Source organism: Mycobacterium kansasii ATCC 12478, assembly GCF_000157895.3.
Taxonomy (GTDB): domain Bacteria; phylum Actinomycetota; class Actinomycetes; order Mycobacteriales; family Mycobacteriaceae; genus Mycobacterium; species Mycobacterium kansasii.
On record NC_022663.1, the window covers coordinates 2856261 to 2872583 of the forward strand.

Sequence of the window (16323 nt, forward strand, 5' to 3'; positions counted from 1 at the left end):
CTCGGACATGGCGGTCCCCTCTGCAAGCCGGCCCCGGACTTCTTTCGTCGTCGCGACGCGTGATCGGGCCGACGAGCTGTGCACCGTCCTGGAACGTCTGCTGGACACCACCCGCTGCCCGATCGTCGTGGTCGACAACGCATCTCATGACCACTCTGTGGCGACCGCCGGCCGGATCGCGGCCCGCTCCGGCGGCCGGTTGATCGTCATACCGCTGACCCGCAACCAGGGCGCGGTGGCTCGCAACATCGGTGTGGCATACTGCGACACACCGTTTGTCGCGTTCTGCGACGACGATTCCTGGTGGGCGCCCGAGGCGGTCGAGTTCGCCGAGGTGCTGTTCGACGGGTACCCCACCGTGGCGCTGCTGGCCGGCCGTACCGTCGTCTGGCCGCAGCACCGTGACGACCCGCTGGTCGACGAACTCGCGAACAGTCCGCTGGGTCGCCGCGCGGCGTTGCCCGGGCCGTCCATTCTGGGTTTCCAGGCGTGCTCGGCGCTGGTACGCAGGGCGGCGTTCCAGGCGGCCGGCGGATTCAGCCCGCTGCTGCACTTCCGGGGCGAAGAGGCGCTACTGGCCTGGGATCTGGCCGCGCAGGGTTGGGATCTGTGCTTCTGCCGTGCGCTGGTGTCATACCACCAACCGTCCGCGGCGCGAAAACCGAACCGCGTCCAGCACGCCCGCGTGCTGCGCAACGAGATGCTCACCGCATGCCTGCGCCGGCCGGTAGACCGGTGCATCCGCGCCTCCGCCGACCTGGCCTGGGCCGCAACGCACGACACCGCCCACGCCGCAGCGTTATTCGAGGCGCTCGGTGCGCTGCCGAAGGCGCTGCGGGAGCGGCGCCGACTGCCCGAGCCGGTCGAGCGGTCGCTGCGGCTACTCGAAAGCCGGTGAGCGGTAACGGCATCGGAATCACCCGGACCTGGCGGCTGCGCTCGGCGCGCGGCCGCGGGGGCGTCGTGCTCGACGTACACCGCGGGCACGTCGCGGCCGGCACCGCGGCCCGTCCACCTGGCACACAGCGCGGCCTCGTGCGGGTTCTGCAGCACCAGGACGTCGATGTCGTGCCGGCCCAGTTCCTCGAGCGTGACCTGTTCCGCATTGGGCCACGACCGGCCCGCCAGGCCGCGGCCTTCGGCATCACCATCGCCGGCCAGCGGGACCAGGTACCGATGCCGGCCCGCCACGAACGCCTGCGTCCGGGACCCGTGCACATGCCACCAGCACCGCTTTGACGTCACGCCGCGACATGGCGAGCCAAATACCCTCAGGGCGATTCGCTAAACGGCTTTTTCGCGACGATTTCGCGGTCCCCGCTTCCGCGTCTGACCTACCCACCGCCAAGGCGGTTACCTAACCTTGAAGTGGGTATTCAGGGGCGGTCATGCAGGAAACCGGCGAACACGGCAAGCTGCGCGGCGTGGTGGCAGTCGGCGCCTCGGCCGGCGGTGTCCAAGCGCTGCGCAGTCTCGCGGCCGGCCTGTCGCCGGACCTGCCGTACGCCTACCTGGTGACCCTGCACCTGCCGCCGGGCGCACCCAGCGTGCTGGCGCGGATCCTGGATCGCAGTGGTCCCCTGCCGGCCGTGCCCGCCGAGCACGGCGCTGCGCTGCAGCCGGGACGCATCTACGTGGCCACGCCGGATCGTCATCTGCTGGTCAGTGACCACCGGGTGGTGCTGTCGCACGGACCGACCGAAAACGGGCACCGCCCCGCGATCAACGCATTGTTTCGTTCGGCGGCGCTGGCCTTCGGGCCGCGCGCCATCGGGGTGCTGTTGTCCGGTGTGCTCGACGACGGCGTGCTGGGTCTCGCGGCGATCCGCTCCCGCAGCGGCACCACCATCGGTCAAACCGCCGGGGATGCCCTGTTTCCGTCGATGCCGACCAATGCCCGACATGCCGGCGTACTGGACCGCGAGGCCGCGGCCGCCGACATCGGCGCAGTACTCAAAGAGCTGTCGCACCGGCAGAGCAAGGAGCCCACCATGGAGCCGGACGCCGCGCTGGAGCTCGAGAACCGCATCGCCATGGCCGCTCCTTTCTCCACCGACTTCGACACCCGGGAATTGGGCGCCGCGTCGGGCTACACCTGCCCGGACTGCCACGGATCACTGGTCTTGATCGGCGACGGCAACTATCGCTGCCACGTCGGCCACGCCTGGTCGGCCGACGCCCTGCTGGCCGCCCGCGACGGCGAGATCGAGGGCACGCTGTGGGTGGCGCTGCGCAGCCTGCAGGAGAAGGCGCGACTGGCGCGGCATCTGGCCGCCAAGGCCGGTCGCGGTCCGCTTCTTCAGCGCTACCTGGCTCAGGCCGAGGAGACCGAGCGGGCGCTGGCTGTCCTCGGCCAGCGACTGTCGGCGGGCGTTTCCCACCGGGGCGACCCGGGTGATGACGATGACTGAGCACAACCGGCACGTGGTGGTCGACGTCGAGCACCTGGACGACGCGGTGGTCCTGGTGCTCGAGGGGGTGCTCGACAGCCTGACCTATCGCGAGTTGCGCGACGCCGTCATCAAGGCGGCGCTGGAAGAACCGCGCGCGGTGATCGTCGACGCGAACCGCCTGTCGGTGCCGTCGGCCTCCGCCTGGTCGGTGTTCACCAGTGCCCGCTGGCACGTCAGCAGCTGGCCGGACGTGCCCATCCTGCTCGCCTGCCAGGACCCCCGGACCCGGCGGGTGATCACCAGCGTCGGGGTGGCGCGATACGTGCCGGCGCATCCGACCAGAGAGTCGGCGCTCAGAGCGGTGGCCGCTGTTTCGCTGCACGGCCGGCGGCGGAGCCGCGCCCAGCTTCCGGCCACCGCGGTCAGCGTCCGGGTGGCTCGCTCACTGATCCAGGCGTGGCTGACCGCATGGGCCAGAAGTGATCTCGCGGCCGCTGCCGCCACGGTGGCCACGGTGCTGGTGGAAAACGTGCTGGCGCACACCGACAGCGCACCGGTATTGGTGCTGGAGAACTACCGCGACACCGTCACCGTTGCGGTGGAGGACAACAGCCATCGTCCCGCGGTGCGACACGAAGACGCCGGGCGCGGCGCCGAAATGTTGTCCGGCCTGGCCATCGTCGCGGCGCTGTGCCGGGCGTGGGGCAGCATGCCGACCTCGTCCGGCAAGACCGTATGGGCACTGGTTGGCCCCGAAAACGGGTTTTGACGGCGCGAGTAGTGTTCGAGCCCGTCGGACCCCCTCAGTGAATGCGGACGTCACAGCCATGAACGCCACAACCGACGAGTCCTTCGAGGCCTTGTTGCGCTATATGCGGGATTCCCGCGGCTTCGACTTCACCGGGTACAAGCGCACCTCGCTGATGCGCCGGGTCCGGCACCGGATGGATCAGGCCGGCTACTCCGGCTTCGACGACTACCTGGACGTCCTGCAGGCCAGTTCCGACGAATTCGCCGCCCTGTTCAACACCATCCTGATCAACGTGACCGCCTTCTTCCGCGACCAGGAGTCCTGGGATTTCGTCAGGGCCGACGTGATTCCGCGGATGCTGGCCGAGCGCGGTCCCGATGACCCGGTCCGGGTGTGGAGCGCCGGATGCGCGTCCGGCCCGGAGGCCTACACCCTGGCCATGTTGTTGGCCGAGGCGCTGGGCGCCGACGGGTTCCGGCAACGGGTCAAGATCTACGCCACCGACATCGACGAAGATGCGCTCGCCGAGGCACGCATGGCCGCCTACGACGCCAAGGCGGTCGAGCCGGTGCCGCCGGATCTGTTGGCCCGCTACTTCGAACAGGTCAGCGGCCGCTACGTGTTTCGCAAGGATCTGCGTCGCGCCGTCATCTTCGGCCGCAACGACCTGGTCAAGGACGCCCCGATCTCCCGCGTCGACCTGCTGGTCTGCCGCAACACGCTGATGTACCTCAACGCCGAAACCCAGCGAAACGTGCTGAGCCGCTTGCATTTCGCGCTGGCACCGCAGGGCACCCTGTTCCTCGGGCACGCCGAGATGCTGCTCAGCCACGGTGATCGCTTCACCCCGCTGAACCTCAAGAACCGGATCTTCCGCAAGGCCGCCGGGCCGCACGACAGCGTCGACCGCTACGGCCCGGCGGCGGCGCTGTACGACCGCCAGGGCGACTCGCCGGGCCTGACGACGTTGCGGGACTTGGCGTTTCGCGCCGGGCCGGTGGCCCAGATCGTGGTCACCGGGGAGGACACCGTTGCCATGATCAACCAGCAGGCCGAGACGGTTTTCGGCCTGTCGGCCCGCGACATCGGGCGGCTGCTGCGCGATCTGGAAGTGTCCTACCGGCCCGTCGAGCTGCGCGCCTACCTCGAGCAGGCCAAGGTGGAGCGCCGTCCGGCGCGGATTCAGGACGTCAAATGGCAGCGGCCGGGCGCCGACACGGTGTGGTTCGAGATCCACGTCAACCCGCTCATCGACAGCCGGAACGGCCTGCTCGGGGTCTCGATCGTGTTCTTCGACGTCACCGCGACCCGCGCGCTGCTCGACAAGGTCGTCGCGACCAACCGGCAGCTGGAGACGGCGTATGAGGAGCTGCAGTCGACCAACGAGGAGCTGGAGACCACCAACGAGGAACTGCAGTCGACGGTGGAAGAGCTCGAGACCACCAACGAAGAACTGCAGTCCACCAATGAAGAACTCGAAACCATGAACGAGGAGCTGCAGTGCACCAACGACGAGCTGCACACCATCAACGACGCCCTGCGGGAACGCACTCTCGAGCTGGACGACGTGACGAATCTACTGCACTCGCTGATCAACTCGGTCCGGCTGGGCATGGTGGTGGTGGACCGGGAGATGCGGGTGGTGGTGTGGAACCGCGGCAGCGAAGACCTGTGGGGATTTCGCGCCGACGAGGTGACGGGCTCAGCGTTGACCTCGCTGGATATCGGGCTGCCGATGGAGAACCTGCGGCCGTTGATCGGCAACGCGTTCGTGGACCCCGACAGTTTCGGTGAGACGGTGCTCGATGCGGTCAACCGGCGCGGCCGCCCGGCCCAGGTGCGAGTCACCTGCACATCCTTCCGGTCGGCCGGAGACCTCGTCGGCGGGGCGCTGTTGCTGATGGAGGTCGTCGGCTGACCGCCGCGCCGCGCGGTCAGGCCGGAATGCGAAAAGAACCTCGGCGGCGGTTTCACCCCCGGCATAGCGGGTAGTCTCCGCGCGTCGCGGAGCGCCCCAAGAAACGCGGGAAGGGAGTCGCGAGGTTCGGAGGATGCCGAATGAAGATCGCGATCGTCTGCGGTGACGACGTCGTCGCTGAACAATGCGGCCCCGAGGGGGCCGTCGGCGACGACTGCGGGCAGCTGTGCGCCGCGTTGGCGACGCACGGGCACGATGTCACCGCCTTCGTACGCCGCCGGGCCACCATCCCGGAAACCACGACCTCAGATACCGCGACCGAGCACGGCTACCGGACCGTTGCGGTAGCCGCCGGCCCGGTCGCGGCGATTCCCCCGGCACAGGTGTTGCCCTATCTGGGCGACTGGGCCGCCGAACTGGCCGCTGTGTGGTCGTCGGATCCGCCCGACGTCGTTCATGCCCTCGGATGGCTGGGGGGCCTGGCCGCCCAGCTGGCGGCGAAACGTCAAGGCCTGCCAACGGTGCAGAGCTTCTATGGCCTGACCACCCTGACGCAGCCGGACCGAGCCGGTCGCCATCCCGATGGCTCCGAACGCGCCCGGCTCGAACCGCTGTTGGCCCGCAACGCGACCTGGGTCACCGCGGGCAGTAGCGACGACGTCAGCGCGCTGGCCAGGCTGCGCCGCAGCCGTGCGCGGTTGTCGGTCTTGTCGGCCGGGGTCGACGTCGACCGCTTCACTCCCGTGGGTCCCGCACTCGCCCGTACCGACTTGCATCGCATTGTCTGCGTCGCACCAGATCCCTCGCCGGACAGCGGCTTCGACACCACGATCTGCGCCCTGCCCAAGATTCCCGCGGCGGAACTCGTCATCGCCGAAAGCGCCCCGGCCGGCTCCCGCCACCGTCAAGCTCGGCGCGCCCTCGAAAACCTCGCCGCCGAGCTGCGGGTGAGTAACCGGGTCCGCGTCGCCGGCCCGGTCGCGGCCGGCGAACTGCCGGCCCTGCTGCGATCGGCGGACGTGGTCGCGTGCACGCCGCGGCAGGCGCCGCGGGCCGCCGCCGCGTTGCAGGCCATGGCCAGCGGCGTCGCCGTGGTGGCGGTCTCCACCGGCGCCCTGGCCGACACCGTGGTGCACTCGGTCACCGGATTACTGGTACCGCCCGACAACCCCAGAGAATTGGCAATCGCATTGAAAATCCTTCAAGAACAAAGCTTTCAGTGTGCGGGCATGGGAGCCGCGGGGCGGTTGCGTGCAGAGTCGCGGTTCACCTGGGAGCGCATCGCGTTCGACGCGCTGAACATCTATCGCCAGGTGAGCTCGCTGGACGAGCGGCAACCCGTGGCAAACGCCCGATAGCTACGCAAATCAACTACCATCATTGTCAACCATGACAAGTGTTACCGAGGACACACGGTGCCGTGCCCGTCCGCAGCTGCGCGACGCGACCAGCCTCGACAGCAAGGATCGCACGGAACAACAGGACGGCCCTGCCGCGGTGCGCCACACGCACTTCCACACCGCCGACCCGGTTGCCGCCCAGAGATTCTTCACCAACGCCTATCACCCAGGCTGGCGAATCACCGAGTTCGCCAGGGGAGCGACCGTCACCCACCGCCGGTATGCGGCTGAGCACCTCACCGTCGACGACGTGACGATCCAGGGCCGAGTCGACTGCGAAATCCGCACGAGCGACCGCTTCGTGGTGATCCAGCCGCGCTCGGGCTCGTTGATCGCGGTCGGCAACGGCTCTGCGGACACAGACACTCCGATGCTGGCCGTCGACGGATTTCCGCGCCTGTTGCGGCTGAACAGCGTCCGGTTCACCGTCGTCAGCATCGACGCCGACCTGCTCCAGCAGGTCGGCGCGGGCTCACACACGCCGATGCCGCAGCAGGTCGAGTTCCTCAGTTCCCGGCCGCGTACCCCGGTGGCGGCCCGCATGTGGCGGGACGCATTCGACTACGTCACCACCAGCTTCGCCTCCGCCGACACGGCACGGCACCCGCTGCTGGTCACCGCGGCCGCCCGGCTGCTGGCCGCCGCGCTACTCGAGTGCTTTCCGTCCAACGTCACCGCGGGAACGTCCTCGCCCAACGACCCATCGGTCCCCAAGGCCCTACAAACCGCGATGTCGTTCATTCATCGCCACGCCGCGATGAACATCGGGGTCAAGGATGTGGCGGCCGTGGTCCATCTGACGCCGCGGGCGGTGCAGTACCTGTTCCGCCAGCAGCTCGACACCACTCCCACCGAGTACCTCCGCCGGATCCGGCTGCATCGAGCCCATCAGGACCTGATCTCCGGCGACCGCTCGATCACCACGGTCAGCGAAATCGCGCAGCGCTGGGGCTTCGCCCACACCGGCCGGTTCGCCGTGCTCTATCGCCAGGCCTACGGCGAAAGTCCGCACACCGCGCTCAAACGCACCACCGGCGGGTAGCACCGCCGGATCACGCCGTTCTGGCCAACGGCCGCGACCCGGATGCGCTTTGCCCCTTGGCAATTCGTTGCACCAGCAGCCGCGTGGCCTTTTCCAGGATCTGCTGCGCGGCAGCGGGCCGGCGGGCGCGGCGCGCACGGCGGACCGCCGCGGCAATCGTCATGCGTTGCTCGTAACCGGTGACCACCCGGGGATCGATGTAGGAGCCGCGTGCCACCGCCGCGGTGTTGCCCAGTTCCTCGGCGACTTCGCGCATCACGGCGGCCTCGACCCGCTTGGTCACGCGTTGCGACACCGGCGGGTCCGCGTCGGCGAACGCCGCGGCCGCCAGCACGGTGCCGTGCCAGGTCCGCAAGTCCTTGACGGTGTAGTCGTTGCCGACCAACTCCTTGAAGCGCGCATTGAGGTCGTCGGCACGAATGTCTGCCCATCCAGGACCGTTGCGGCACACCAGGAGTCGCTCCGATGCCGGCTTTCGGCGGGTCAGCGAACGCACCGCGCGGGCGACTTCGGGGTCGTCGATCTCCAGGGTGCGCCGTACCCCGCTCTTGGCGGGGTAGTCGAAGGCGACCGCGTCGCGGCGCACCGTCACGTGTTCGCAGCGCAGGGTGGCGATCCCGTAGGAGTCGTTGTCGTCCGCATACTGCTCACCGCCGGCCCGGAAATACCCCAGATCCAGCAGGTGCAGCGCCAACGCCAGCACCCGGTCGCGGGTCAGGCCACGGCCGCCGAGGTCTTCCGCGATCCGGCGCCGCAACTCCGGCAGCTCTTTGGACAGCTCCAGCACGCGGTCGAACTTCTCCTCGGCACGCTCCTGCTGCCAGGCCTGGTGGTAGAGGTACTGACGACGTCCGGCCGCATCGGTGCCGACCGCCTGAATGTGCCCGTTGGGATACGGCGCTATCCACACCTTCTGCCATGCCGGCGGGATCACCAGGTCCTTGATTCGCTGCAGGGTCTGGCCGTCGGTCAGCAACTCGCCGTCCGGGCCGTAGTAGGCGAAGCCCTTACCCCGCCGTTTACGGGCGATCCCGGGCTTGCTCAGGACGCTCCGCCGCAGCCGCATCGGCGCTCCTCTCGAATTGCCGCATAGACCTGTCGCTCAACCGGGAATTACCCGCCCGGACAGCGGCTCACACCGAGGGTCGGCCGGTCAGTAGTCCGGCAGGCGCACGTCTCGGGTGCGCAACAACAGCGGAACCAGCACCCAGAAAACCGCGAACAGCGCCAAAGCGCAGGCCCCGGCGATGATGCCGGCGGTTGCCCCGGACACCGCGTCGAAGATGATGACCGTCACCCCGGTCAAGGCCAGCCCGAGCAGCACCAAGCCGGCGTAGGCGCACCGGTGCGCCGCCGACACCAGCACCACCAGGCGGTGCCGCCGGAATAGCAGCCGGTGCATACCCACCGGGGCGATCAGCAGCACCGTCGCGGCCACCGAACATCCCACCGTGGCCAGATACACACCGTGCAGGGTCAACGTGTCGAAGCGCTGCTGGAACGGCAGCGTCAGCAGGAACCCGGTGAGCAGTTGAACACCGGTCTGGACCACCCGCAGCTCCTGCAACAGGCTGTTCCAATTGCGGTCAAGCCGTTGGAGTTCGGTCTCTCCGCGCCTGCGCTGGTCCCAATGCGGGTCCTGTTCCGGATGCTTGACATCCATGCCGGTGATCATCGCATTCGACGAGACCCGGACGGCGGGTTTTTTCCACCGGCTTGCCCCGTCGAAGCCGAACGACCCGCCGCGTCGTCGGGGCGGGTCGTTACGGGCTTTTGGGGCCGGCTGGGTCAGCCCGCCATGAACTCGTGGTAGGCCGACTCCAGATGCGGCGGCAGGGCCGTCACATTGCACTGGCGCTCGGTGTCACCGATCGGCGCCAGAATCCCGCGCAGGTCGTAGTACTCGTTGGGGTGCGCGGTGAAATAGTTGCGAATGTTGCTGGCCGCCTCCCCGCGCGGCTGCCCGTAGGCGGCCATGACCACCTGGTTGGCACCCGGATGCGTGGCGAGGTACTGCTGCGCCGAACCGGTCACCGACGAAACGGTGGCGTGGACGCCTTCCGGACTGCAATCGGGTGCGGCCGCAGCCGCCGGCGCACCGGCGATACCGATGGCCAGTCCCCCGAGCAGGCAGCCGGCGCTGAGGCCGGCAACGCGCCGACGCGCGACGATACTGTTGAATTTCATGACGTGTTCCTTCGCATGAGCAAACTGATCATGGAGGCTCCCGAATCCCCGAAAGCCAAAGTAGCGGAAGGAAAAGCGGTCGCCGGGCGGCGTTCGCTCAGGACGAACGCGCAACGGCGGCGCGAGCCGTCACGGCCGTGACAGCAGCGCACTGGTGTGGCCCGTGGTGTTAAGGAACGGCCAAATTCTCAGAAGGGAAGGCGAGTTCTTAGGCGATCATTATCGGCGTTATCGCGATCGTGACGAAAACGTGATGTGTCAGCGGTTCAGTTTGCCGTCCCGCACACCGGTCAATGCCTCGTCCAGCGTCGGGTACAGCGCGAAGGTTTTGTCCAGACCGGTCAGGTGAATCGGCCGTCGGGTCGCCGGGCCGCGTGCGACCACCCCGAACTGGGCCGCGCTCCCGAGTTTTTCGTAGGTCGCCGCGAGGATCTTGAGTCCCACCGAGCCGAGGAACTCGACCCCGGACAGATCGATGATCAGCGCCGAGGGATTGTCCGCGACCACGCCACCGATGGCCTCTTCGAGTGCTGGAGCGGTGACCAGGTCGATTTCGCCACCGATACTGAGCACGGCGACACCGTCGTGGTCGGTGACCTCGGCGGTGATCGAATCAGGAGTTGACAATGGCGGTCCTTTGTCCAAAGCCGTGGGGGTACTGCAAGCCTAACCCGCAGCCCGAACTGCGAGAAGAAGAAGACCTTGACGCGTCAGGCGGTGCGCCCCAGGCTAGTCTCGCCATATGAGCAGCGCCCCTCGGGGCGCGACACGGCACTTGGGGAGGCCAGATGTCAGACTTGCCGATGGAGCTCACCACCACTTCGAACACTGCGAACACTGCGAACACTTCGAACACTTCGAACACCAACGCCATCCCGCAGACCCTCGGCGTCTCCAGCGACGGTTTGCTGCCACAGCTGGTCCAGCACCTGCGACAGAACCGGACCGGGTTACGCGAGGAGTGGGCGCGCCGGATCACCGAGGCAGAGCTGCTCACGGCGATGACGCCGGAGGAGATCTTCTCCGAGGCAACCGCCGTCTACGACAACTACGTCGAGGTGCTCGAGACGGGCAGCGTCGAGGCGCTGCAGGACTACGCTCGCGACCTTTCGGAACGCATCATTCCCCGGGGCGTGGAGACCGACGAGGTCGTCGGCATCGTGCTGTTGCTGCGCGACGTGCTCGCGCGGTCGCTGTTCGAGAAATACCAAACCGACTTCGAGATGCTCAACCAAGTGCTCGACGCCTACGAACCGGCGGCCAACCGGATCGCCAACACCGTGGCGGTCAGCTTCGTGCAGGAGCGCGAGCGCATCATCCGCCAGCAGCAGGAGGCCATCCGCGAGCTGTCGACGCCGGTTCTGCAGGTGCGCGAGCAGCTGCTGATCCTGCCGATCATCGGTGTGCTGGACAGCCAGCGCGCCCGCCAGGTCACCGAGCAACTGCTGCGCGCCATCCGGGCCAACCGGGCCAAGGTCGTGGTCATCGACATCACCGGGGTGCCCACCATCGACTCGACGGTGGCCAACCACCTGGTGCAAACGGTGGACGCCTCCGGGTTGATGGGCGCGAGTGTGATCATCACCGGCCTGTCCTCCGAAATCGCTTTGACGCTGGTCACTATCGGGCTGGACCTGTCGAAGATGAACGCCGTCGGCGACCTGCAGGGCGGCATCGAGGAAGCCGAGCGGTTGCTGGGCTACGAAGTCACCCGCACCGGCGACTAGACCGGGTAGGCACTCATCAAAAGGCAGCCCGTGCCAGTACCGATTCTCAAACTGGGACCGATTCTCATTGCGACGGTGCGCTCCGCGCTCACCGACTCCGAAACCGAACTCTTCCGCCAGCGGCTGATGGACCGCGTCACCGAATTCCGCGCCCAGGGCATCATCGTCGACGTCACCGCCGTCGAGGTTTTGGATTCGTTTGCTGCGCGGTCCCTGCAGACGATCGCCCGGATGATCCGGCTGCGGGGCGCGGAGACGGTGATCGTCGGCCTGCGGCCGGAGGTGGCCTTCGCGATGGTGCAGCTGGGGCTGGCCTTCGACGATATGCACACCGCACTGGACCTGGAAGAGGGCTTGGCGCTGCTGAACCGCACGCTGGGCCTGGAAAAGCCGATGATCGGGCCCGACGGTGCGGGATGACATCGTCGTCGAGGTGGACCACCCCGACGACATCGTGGCTGCCCGCCACGCCGGGCATCAGCTCGCCAGCGAGCTGGGGTTCTCGCTGACCGACGTCACCATGATCGCCACCGCGATCTCCGAAATCGCCCGCAACATCACCAGCTACGCCGGACGCGGCGAGGTCCGGGTCGCGGTGGCCGACCGCGAGGGCCGCAAGGCGTTGGTGGTGCGCGCCGAAGACGACGGTCCGGGCATCGCGGATATCGATCGCGCGATGGAGGACGGCTACTCCACCGGCCGCGGGCTGGGCATGGGTTTGCCGGGCGCGCGGCGCCTGATGGACCGGCTGATCGTGGAGTCGGCGGTGGGCCGCGGAACGACCGTCGAAATGTGGAAATGGGTTCCGCCCCGTGCGCGATAACGGCCGGTTCGGGCCGATCGAGTGGGCGGTCGCGGGCCGGCCGCGACCGGGCGAGCACACCTGCGGTGACCTGCCGATCGCAGTCCAGATCGATGACGACACCGCGCTGTTCGGTGTCCTGGACGGACTCGGACACGGCCCGGAGGCCGCCCGTGCCGCGCAGATCGCGGTCGACGTGCTCAACGACGCACGCGACGAACGTCTCGAGGTGTTGATCCAGCTCTGCCACCGCATGCTGTCCGGCACCCGGGGGGTCGCGATGACCCTGGCCAGGATCGACTTCCCCGCCGGGGGGCTGTGCTGGACGGGAGTGGGAAACGTGGCGGCCAACCTGGTCGCCAAGGCGATCAGCGGTGTCCGGATCAGTTCCAGCGTGCGGCTGACCGCCGGCATCGTCGGCTACCGGGTGCCGGAGGTCACGCCGGCCAAGGTGGTGCCGATCCGCGTCGGTGACCTGCTGGTCGTCGCCAGCGACGGCATCACCGGCGATCACCTGGACCACATCGACTTCGCCGCTTCCGCCACCGCCATCGCCGAGCAGATACTGGTCAAGCACGCCAAGGACACTGACGACGCGATGGTGCTGGCCGCGCGTCACCGGGGCATCTCGACATGACCTACACCGACGACTTCCACGCCCACTATTTCGCCGCGCTGCGTACTTACCTGGACAAGCGCGACGAGGACAGCCTGGCCGTGGGCCATGAGCTCGGACGCCGGGCCTTGGCGGAACGCATCAGCATGCTCGACATCATCGAAAACCATTTCCGGTTGCTCGAGGAGCTCTCGCCAGACGCCGCGGCGGGCCGGCCGATCGCCCTGGAGTTCCTGCTGCAGACCCTGGCCGCCCTCGACATCGCCACCCGCGGATTCCTCGACGGCACCAGGCGTTACGAACAAGAGCGGGCCCGGGCCGAGGATCTGGCCCACCGCGACACGTTCCGCAACGCGCTGGTGAACTCGTTGCAGGAAGGCTTCTTCGTCGCCGACCACGACGGTGCCGTGATCGAGATGAACAGCGCGTTCGCCGAGATCATCGGCTATCCCCCGGAAGGCTTGCCGTACCGCTGGCCGCATCCGTGGCTGCTCGACAAGAAAAGCGCGGCCCAGCAACAGCAGCGGGTTCGGCGGGACGGCTTCGCCGAGTACGAGACGCCGATCCGGCATCGCGACGGCCATCTGGTCTGGGTGACGGTCAGCATCAACGCCGTTCGGGGCGCCGTCGCGGATCGCGACGTGTACGTGGGCACGGTTCGCGACATCACCGCCGAAAGAGCTTTCGCCGCAAGGGAAAGCGCGGTGATGCGGCTGGCGACGTCGGTCGGTGTGGCCAAGAGCATGGCCGAGGTGCTGTCGATCACCCTCGACGAATGCCGCAGCGCCGTCGACGTGCAACGCGTGGTTGCCGTTATATGGCCGCCCAGCGACGGTGAACCGACCGTCCAGGTCGCCGGGGAGCCGTCTGAAAAATCCTGGCGCAGAATGGATCCGCTGCTGCGCCAGACGTTTTCGGATGCGCGTCAACAACTGCCGCTGACGGCGCGAACGATCGAGTGGCCGGACACTCCGGGCAAGGCCCGCGGACTGGTCGCGGTGCTGTCGGGCGCCGCCGACGTCGCGTTGTGGCTGGAGCTGCGGGTGCCGCGCTGGGTGACCGCCGACGATCGGCTGCTGGTCACGGTGCTCATCGGTCACCTCAGCCTGGCCATCGGCCATGTCCGGCAATTCGAGAGCGCGCGTGAGACATCGTTGACCCTGCAGCGGGCCATGCTGCCGCCGGTGAAGCCGCCGCCGGGCTTCGCCGTCCGTTACGAACCCGCCGTGCCGCCCTTGGAGATCGGCGGCGACTGGTACGACGTGCTGGCCCTCGACGACCACCGCATCGGCATCGTCGTCGGCGACTGCGTGGGCCGCGGGTTGCCGGCCGCCGCGATCATGGGCCAGCTGCGCAGCTCGGCGCGCGCGCTGCTACTCACCGGCGCGCAACCCGCACTGTTGCTCGAACAACTCGACGCGGCCGCGTCACTCATTCCGGATGCCTACTGCACGACGGTGTTTCTGGCCATCCTGGACACCAAATCCGGGATCCTCGACTACAGCAACGCCGGGCATATGCCCGCGGTGCTTGCCGAGCCGGGCCGCGGGACCACGTTGTTGACCGATGCCCGGTCGGTGCCGCTGGCGGTCCGGCGAACGCAGCCGCGCCCGGAGGCTTCCCAGGAATTGCTGCCCGGCTCGACGCTGATGCTGTTCACCGACGGCCTGGTCGAGCGCAAGTACGAGTCGATCGACGAAGGCCTGCGACGCGTCGCCGAGGTTTTGGCAGCGTCGATGATGTTGCCGATCGATGGCGTCGCCGATGCCGTCCTGGGCCAGCTGGCGCCGGCGGCCGGATACGACGACGACGTCGCGATGGTGGCATACCGGCATCCACACGGGCCCCTTCGCATCGAGACCAGCGCTACCCCAGATCAATTGGCCGGCATCCGGCGCCAGCTGGGGTGGTGGCTGCGAGCCGCCGACGTCTCCGACGAACGGGCCGGCGACATCGTGCTGGTGATCAACGAGGCGTGCACCAATTGCATCGAGCACGCATACCGCGGGCACCGCATCGGGACCATGCTGGTCGATGTGAGAGCCGTCGACGGAACGGTGCATGCGCGTGTCGTCGACTCCGGATCGTGGAAGATACCAGCGGCCGATCCGGGCAACGGCGGTCGGGGCCTGATGCTGATCAACGCGATCAGCGACGCAGTGGAAATCGACAACAGCCCCGGCGGAACCGCCATCGATATGACATTTCGACTGCCCGGTTAGCCGAAGCCTCAGCCGAAGAAGACGTTGCGGCGGCGGATCAATAGGCCATACAGCATCTGCTGGATCGTCTCCCGTACGTGGTCGGTCAATTCGAACGTGACGTTGGGGTCGTCGGCGTCGGCGCGATCGTAGTCGGCGGTGCCGATCGGCTGGCCGAAAGCGATGTGCCACTTCGACGGCAGCGGTATCAGGCCCGCCGGTCCGGCCCAGGGGAACAACGGGGTGATCGGGAAGTACGGCAGGCCCAGCAGCCTGGCCAGCGGCTTGACATCGCCCAACATCGGATAGATCTCCTCCGAGCCCACCACCGCACACGGGATGATCGGCGCTTTGGCGCGCACCGCGGCCGACACAAACCCTCCGCGGCCGAACCGCCGCAGCTTGTAGCGGTCCCGGAAGCACTTGCCCAATCCCTTGTAGCCCTCGGGGAACACCGCGGCAAGTTCGCCGGCCGCCAGCAGGCGATGAGCGTCGGTCGGGCAGGCCAGCGTGTGGCCGGCCTTGCGGGCAACCTCGCCGATGACCGGCAGGTCGAAGCACAGATCGGCGGCCAGCGCTCGCAGGTTCCGGTGCGCGGGATGGTGTTCGTGGACCGCCGTCGAAATCATCAGCGCATCGACCGGCAGCACGCCGCCGTGGTTGGACACCACCAGTGCCGCGCCCTTGTCGGGCAGGTTCTCGATCCCGCTGACCTCGACCCGGAACCACGACCGTGAGAAAAACCGCAGCAACGGCCGTACCAGGGCGTCGGTGAAGTGGGGGTCGAAGCCGAACTCGTCGACACGGTAGTCTCCGGTCAGTCGCTTCCGCAGGAATTGCGCAGCGGCGGTGACCCGTTCGGCGAGCTCGTTGGCCGGCGCCTGGGCCGCGGGCACCCCGGCGCCGAAAGCGCGCTTCTGATCGAGGTCTCGGATGACGGCCGCTGCCCGCTGGTCAGTGGTCTTGGAATTGGACGGCGCCGACGCGGGCCGCAATGCCGTTTGTCGATTGGTTTGTCGGCTGGCGTGGTTCCGCGCCGCTAAACGTTGTCGATTCGGTTGCAATGCAATGACGTTGGTCCTCGCGGGCATAGACGAACCCCCCGGCACGCTCAGTGTCTGGAATGGATTTGAAATGGGCCTTGTGTTAGACCCCGGTCGGCGCCGCCCCCGCAGCGCATGCAAGGAGTTTAGTCCTCGGATATCGGCAATAAAAGACATGGGCTTGGACAAAAATTATTCGGGGCGATCTCGGTCAGATCACGGCTTGCCAGAGCACAATTCACG

The 16323-nt window shown here is 67.8% G+C and carries 16 protein-coding genes and 1 pseudogene; 11 read left to right on the top strand and 6 right to left on the bottom strand.

Annotation, left to right across the window (positions count from 1 at the left end; genetic code table 11):
• The first annotated feature begins 7 nt into the window (after positions 1–7).
• Positions 8–898, top strand: coding sequence for a glycosyltransferase family 2 protein (locus MKAN_RS12360; RefSeq protein WP_036394552.1), 891 nt, complete (start codon positions 8–10; stop codon positions 896–898).
• Between the two features lie 32 nt (positions 899–930).
• Here MKAN_RS12360 and MKAN_RS32735 read toward each other — a convergent pair.
• Positions 931–1218: pseudogene (locus tag MKAN_RS32735) on the bottom strand (glycosyltransferase family 1 protein); the annotation flags it as partial.
• A gap of 170 nt (positions 1219–1388) precedes the next feature.
• On the opposite strand from MKAN_RS32735, the gene MKAN_RS12370 reads away from it, so the two are divergent.
• The 5 genes from MKAN_RS12370 (at position 1389) to MKAN_RS12390 (ending at position 7504) form a co-directional block, all read left to right on the top strand.
• On the top strand, positions 1389–2411 hold the full coding sequence (locus MKAN_RS12370; protein WP_023368635.1) for a chemotaxis protein CheB: 1023 nt from the start codon (positions 1389–1391) through the stop codon (positions 2409–2411).
• Complete coding sequence (locus tag MKAN_RS12375; RefSeq protein ID WP_036394550.1) at positions 2404–3162, top strand: STAS domain-containing protein; 759 nt, start codon at positions 2404–2406, stop codon at positions 3160–3162. Before MKAN_RS12370 ends, MKAN_RS12375 begins: the two co-directional genes overlap by 8 nt.
• 58 nt (positions 3163–3220) lie before the next feature.
• Entirely contained in the window at positions 3221–5062 is a 1842-nt protein-coding gene (locus tag MKAN_RS12380; RefSeq protein WP_023368637.1) for a CheR family methyltransferase, read from the top strand.
• 140 nt (positions 5063–5202) lie between these two features.
• On the top strand, positions 5203–6420 hold the full coding sequence (locus MKAN_RS12385) for a glycosyltransferase (RefSeq protein WP_023368638.1): 1218 nt from the start codon (positions 5203–5205) through the stop codon (positions 6418–6420).
• Between the two features lie 31 nt (positions 6421–6451).
• A complete protein-coding gene (locus MKAN_RS12390; protein ID WP_023368639.1) occupies positions 6452–7504 on the top strand; it encodes a helix-turn-helix transcriptional regulator in 1053 nt (350 codons plus the stop codon).
• Positions 7505–7514: 10 nt separating this feature from the next.
• Here the strand turns inward: MKAN_RS12390 and MKAN_RS12395 are convergent, their stop codons facing one another.
• The 4 genes from MKAN_RS12395 to MKAN_RS12410 form a co-directional block, all read right to left on the bottom strand.
• Positions 7515–8570 carry a DNA topoisomerase IB gene (locus tag MKAN_RS12395; RefSeq protein ID WP_023368640.1) on the bottom strand — a complete coding sequence of 352 codons (1056 nt, stop codon included), beginning with the start codon at positions 8568–8570 and terminating at the stop codon, positions 7515–7517.
• A gap of 87 nt (positions 8571–8657) precedes the next feature.
• A complete protein-coding gene (locus MKAN_RS12400; protein ID WP_036394548.1) occupies positions 8658–9167 on the bottom strand; it encodes a DUF6328 family protein in 510 nt (169 codons plus the stop codon).
• A 125-nt stretch (positions 9168–9292) separates the two neighbouring features.
• Entirely contained in the window at positions 9293–9691 is a 399-nt protein-coding gene (locus tag MKAN_RS12405; protein ID WP_023368642.1) for a heme-binding protein, read from the bottom strand.
• A 258-nt stretch (positions 9692–9949) separates the two neighbouring features.
• Entirely contained in the window at positions 9950–10318 is a 369-nt protein-coding gene (locus tag MKAN_RS12410; RefSeq protein ID WP_036394434.1) for an STAS domain-containing protein, read from the bottom strand.
• 161 nt (positions 10319–10479) lie between these two features.
• Between MKAN_RS12410 and MKAN_RS12415 the strand changes: the two genes are divergently transcribed.
• Genes MKAN_RS12415 through MKAN_RS12435 form a run of 5 tightly spaced genes read left to right on the top strand, consistent with a single transcriptional unit; the run spans position 10480 to position 15058 of the window.
• The gene (locus MKAN_RS12415; RefSeq protein WP_080674068.1) at positions 10480–11418 is read left to right on the top strand and encodes an STAS domain-containing protein; all 939 of its coding nucleotides are present in this window, start codon (positions 10480–10482) and stop codon (positions 11416–11418) included.
• Positions 11419–11448: 30 nt separating this feature from the next.
• Positions 11449–11838: an STAS domain-containing protein gene (locus tag MKAN_RS12420; protein WP_023368645.1), complete on the top strand. Its 390-nt coding sequence runs from the start codon at positions 11449–11451 to the stop codon at positions 11836–11838.
• Positions 11828–12241 (top strand): anti-sigma regulatory factor, encoded by a 414-nt coding sequence (locus MKAN_RS12425; RefSeq protein WP_023368646.1) that lies wholly within the window; start codon positions 11828–11830, stop codon positions 12239–12241. Before MKAN_RS12420 ends, MKAN_RS12425 begins: the two co-directional genes overlap by 11 nt.
• Complete coding sequence (locus tag MKAN_RS12430; protein ID WP_023368647.1) at positions 12231–12857, top strand: SpoIIE family protein phosphatase; 627 nt, start codon at positions 12231–12233, stop codon at positions 12855–12857. The genes MKAN_RS12425 and MKAN_RS12430 overlap by 11 nt, the downstream gene beginning before the upstream one ends.
• Positions 12854–15058: a SpoIIE family protein phosphatase gene (locus MKAN_RS12435; protein WP_023368648.1), complete on the top strand. Its 2205-nt coding sequence runs from the start codon at positions 12854–12856 to the stop codon at positions 15056–15058. Before MKAN_RS12430 ends, MKAN_RS12435 begins: the two co-directional genes overlap by 4 nt.
• A gap of 8 nt (positions 15059–15066) precedes the next feature.
• Here the strand turns inward: MKAN_RS12435 and MKAN_RS12440 are convergent, their stop codons facing one another.
• Positions 15067–16128 (bottom strand): lysophospholipid acyltransferase family protein, encoded by a 1062-nt coding sequence (locus tag MKAN_RS12440; RefSeq protein WP_023368649.1) that lies wholly within the window; start codon positions 16126–16128, stop codon positions 15067–15069.
• Positions 16129–16323 lie beyond the last annotated feature (195 nt).

What these genes read in the sequence shown, in the direction of transcription:
- MKAN_RS12360 (WP_036394552.1), top strand. Translation starts at nt 8, where the DNA reads ATGGCGGTCCCCTCTGCAAGCCGGCCCCGGACTTCTTTCGTCGTCGCG.
- MKAN_RS12370 (WP_023368635.1), top strand. Translation starts at nt 1,389, where the DNA reads ATGCAGGAAACCGGCGAACACGGCAAGCTGCGCGGCGTGGTGGCAGTC.
- MKAN_RS12375 (WP_036394550.1), top strand. Translation starts at nt 2,404, where the DNA reads ATGACTGAGCACAACCGGCACGTGGTGGTCGACGTCGAGCACCTGGAC.
- MKAN_RS12380 (WP_023368637.1), top strand. Translation starts at nt 3,221, where the DNA reads ATGAACGCCACAACCGACGAGTCCTTCGAGGCCTTGTTGCGCTATATG.
- MKAN_RS12385 (WP_023368638.1), top strand. Translation starts at nt 5,203, where the DNA reads ATGAAGATCGCGATCGTCTGCGGTGACGACGTCGTCGCTGAACAATGC.
- MKAN_RS12390 (WP_023368639.1), top strand. Translation starts at nt 6,452, where the DNA reads ATGACAAGTGTTACCGAGGACACACGGTGCCGTGCCCGTCCGCAGCTG.
- MKAN_RS12395 (WP_023368640.1), bottom strand. Translation starts at nt 8,570, where the DNA reads ATGCGGCTGCGGCGGAGCGTCCTGAGCAAGCCCGGGATCGCCCGTAAA.
- MKAN_RS12400 (WP_036394548.1), bottom strand. Translation starts at nt 9,167, where the DNA reads ATGGATGTCAAGCATCCGGAACAGGACCCGCATTGGGACCAGCGCAGG.
- MKAN_RS12405 (WP_023368642.1), bottom strand. Translation starts at nt 9,691, where the DNA reads ATGAAATTCAACAGTATCGTCGCGCGTCGGCGCGTTGCCGGCCTCAGC.
- MKAN_RS12415 (WP_080674068.1), top strand. Translation starts at nt 10,480, where the DNA reads ATGTCAGACTTGCCGATGGAGCTCACCACCACTTCGAACACTGCGAAC.
- MKAN_RS12435 (WP_023368648.1), top strand. Translation starts at nt 12,854, where the DNA reads ATGACCTACACCGACGACTTCCACGCCCACTATTTCGCCGCGCTGCGT.
- MKAN_RS12440 (WP_023368649.1), bottom strand. Translation starts at nt 16,128, where the DNA reads ATGCCCGCGAGGACCAACGTCATTGCATTGCAACCGAATCGACAACGT.